Genomic DNA, 753 nt, shown 5'->3' on the forward strand with positions numbered 1-753 from the left:
GTCCAGGCTCACGCCGTCCAGGGCGCGCAGGGTCCGGCCCTCTCCGTGCGGGACCTCGTCCTGGAGTACCCGGACGGCGAGGGCCGGACCCTGCGCGCCCTGGACGGCGTGAGCCTGGACCTGACCCCCGGCACGTTCACCGCGATGATCGGGCCCTCCGGCTCCGGCAAGTCCTCCCTGCTGGCCGTGGCCGCGGGCCTGATCGCACCGACCTCCGGATCGGTCACCGTAGCCGGGACCGAGCTGACCGGGCTCTCCCGCGCCGCGCGGACCCGACTGCGCGGCGACCGGATCGGCGTGGTCTTCCAGCAGCCGAACCTGCTGCCGTCCCTCACGGCCCGCGAGCAGCTGGAGCTGGTGGTCCGCCTGGACCCGAAGTCCACCCGCGCGGACCGGACGGCGGCCGCCGCCCGCGCCCAGGAGCTGCTGGAGCGCGTGGACCTCGGCCGGCAGGTCGACCAGCGCCCGCACCAGCTCTCCGGCGGCCAGCGCCAGCGCGTGAACATCGTGCGCGCCCTCATGGGCGCCGGCGCCGGCGCCCCGGCCCTGCTGCTGGTGGACGAGCCGACCTCCGCCCTGGACCGCGAGCGCTCCGCCGCCGTCGTCGAGCTGCTCGGCGAGCTGACCCGGCAGGAGGGCGTGGCCACGCTCATGGTCACCCACGACCACGAGTTCCTCGGCGCGACGGACCGCGTGCTCACCATGGTGGACGGGCGGCTCGCGGCCTGAGCCGCCCGTCCACCATGGTGAGCA

Annotated in this window: 1 protein-coding gene; it reads left to right on the forward strand. The window is 76.0% G+C overall.

The window, feature by feature from the left end; translation table 11 throughout:
* Nucleotides 1–45 precede the first annotated feature (45 nt).
* The gene (locus MHY29_RS12200; protein WP_239241588.1) at nucleotides 46–729 is read left to right on the forward strand and encodes an ABC transporter ATP-binding protein; all 684 of its coding nucleotides are present in this window, start codon (nucleotides 46–48) and stop codon (nucleotides 727–729) included.
* Nucleotides 730–753 lie beyond the last annotated feature (24 nt).

Source organism: Micrococcus sp. ACRRV (genome assembly GCF_022346985.1).
Classification (GTDB): Bacteria; Actinomycetota; Actinomycetes; order Actinomycetales; family Micrococcaceae; genus Micrococcus; species Micrococcus porci.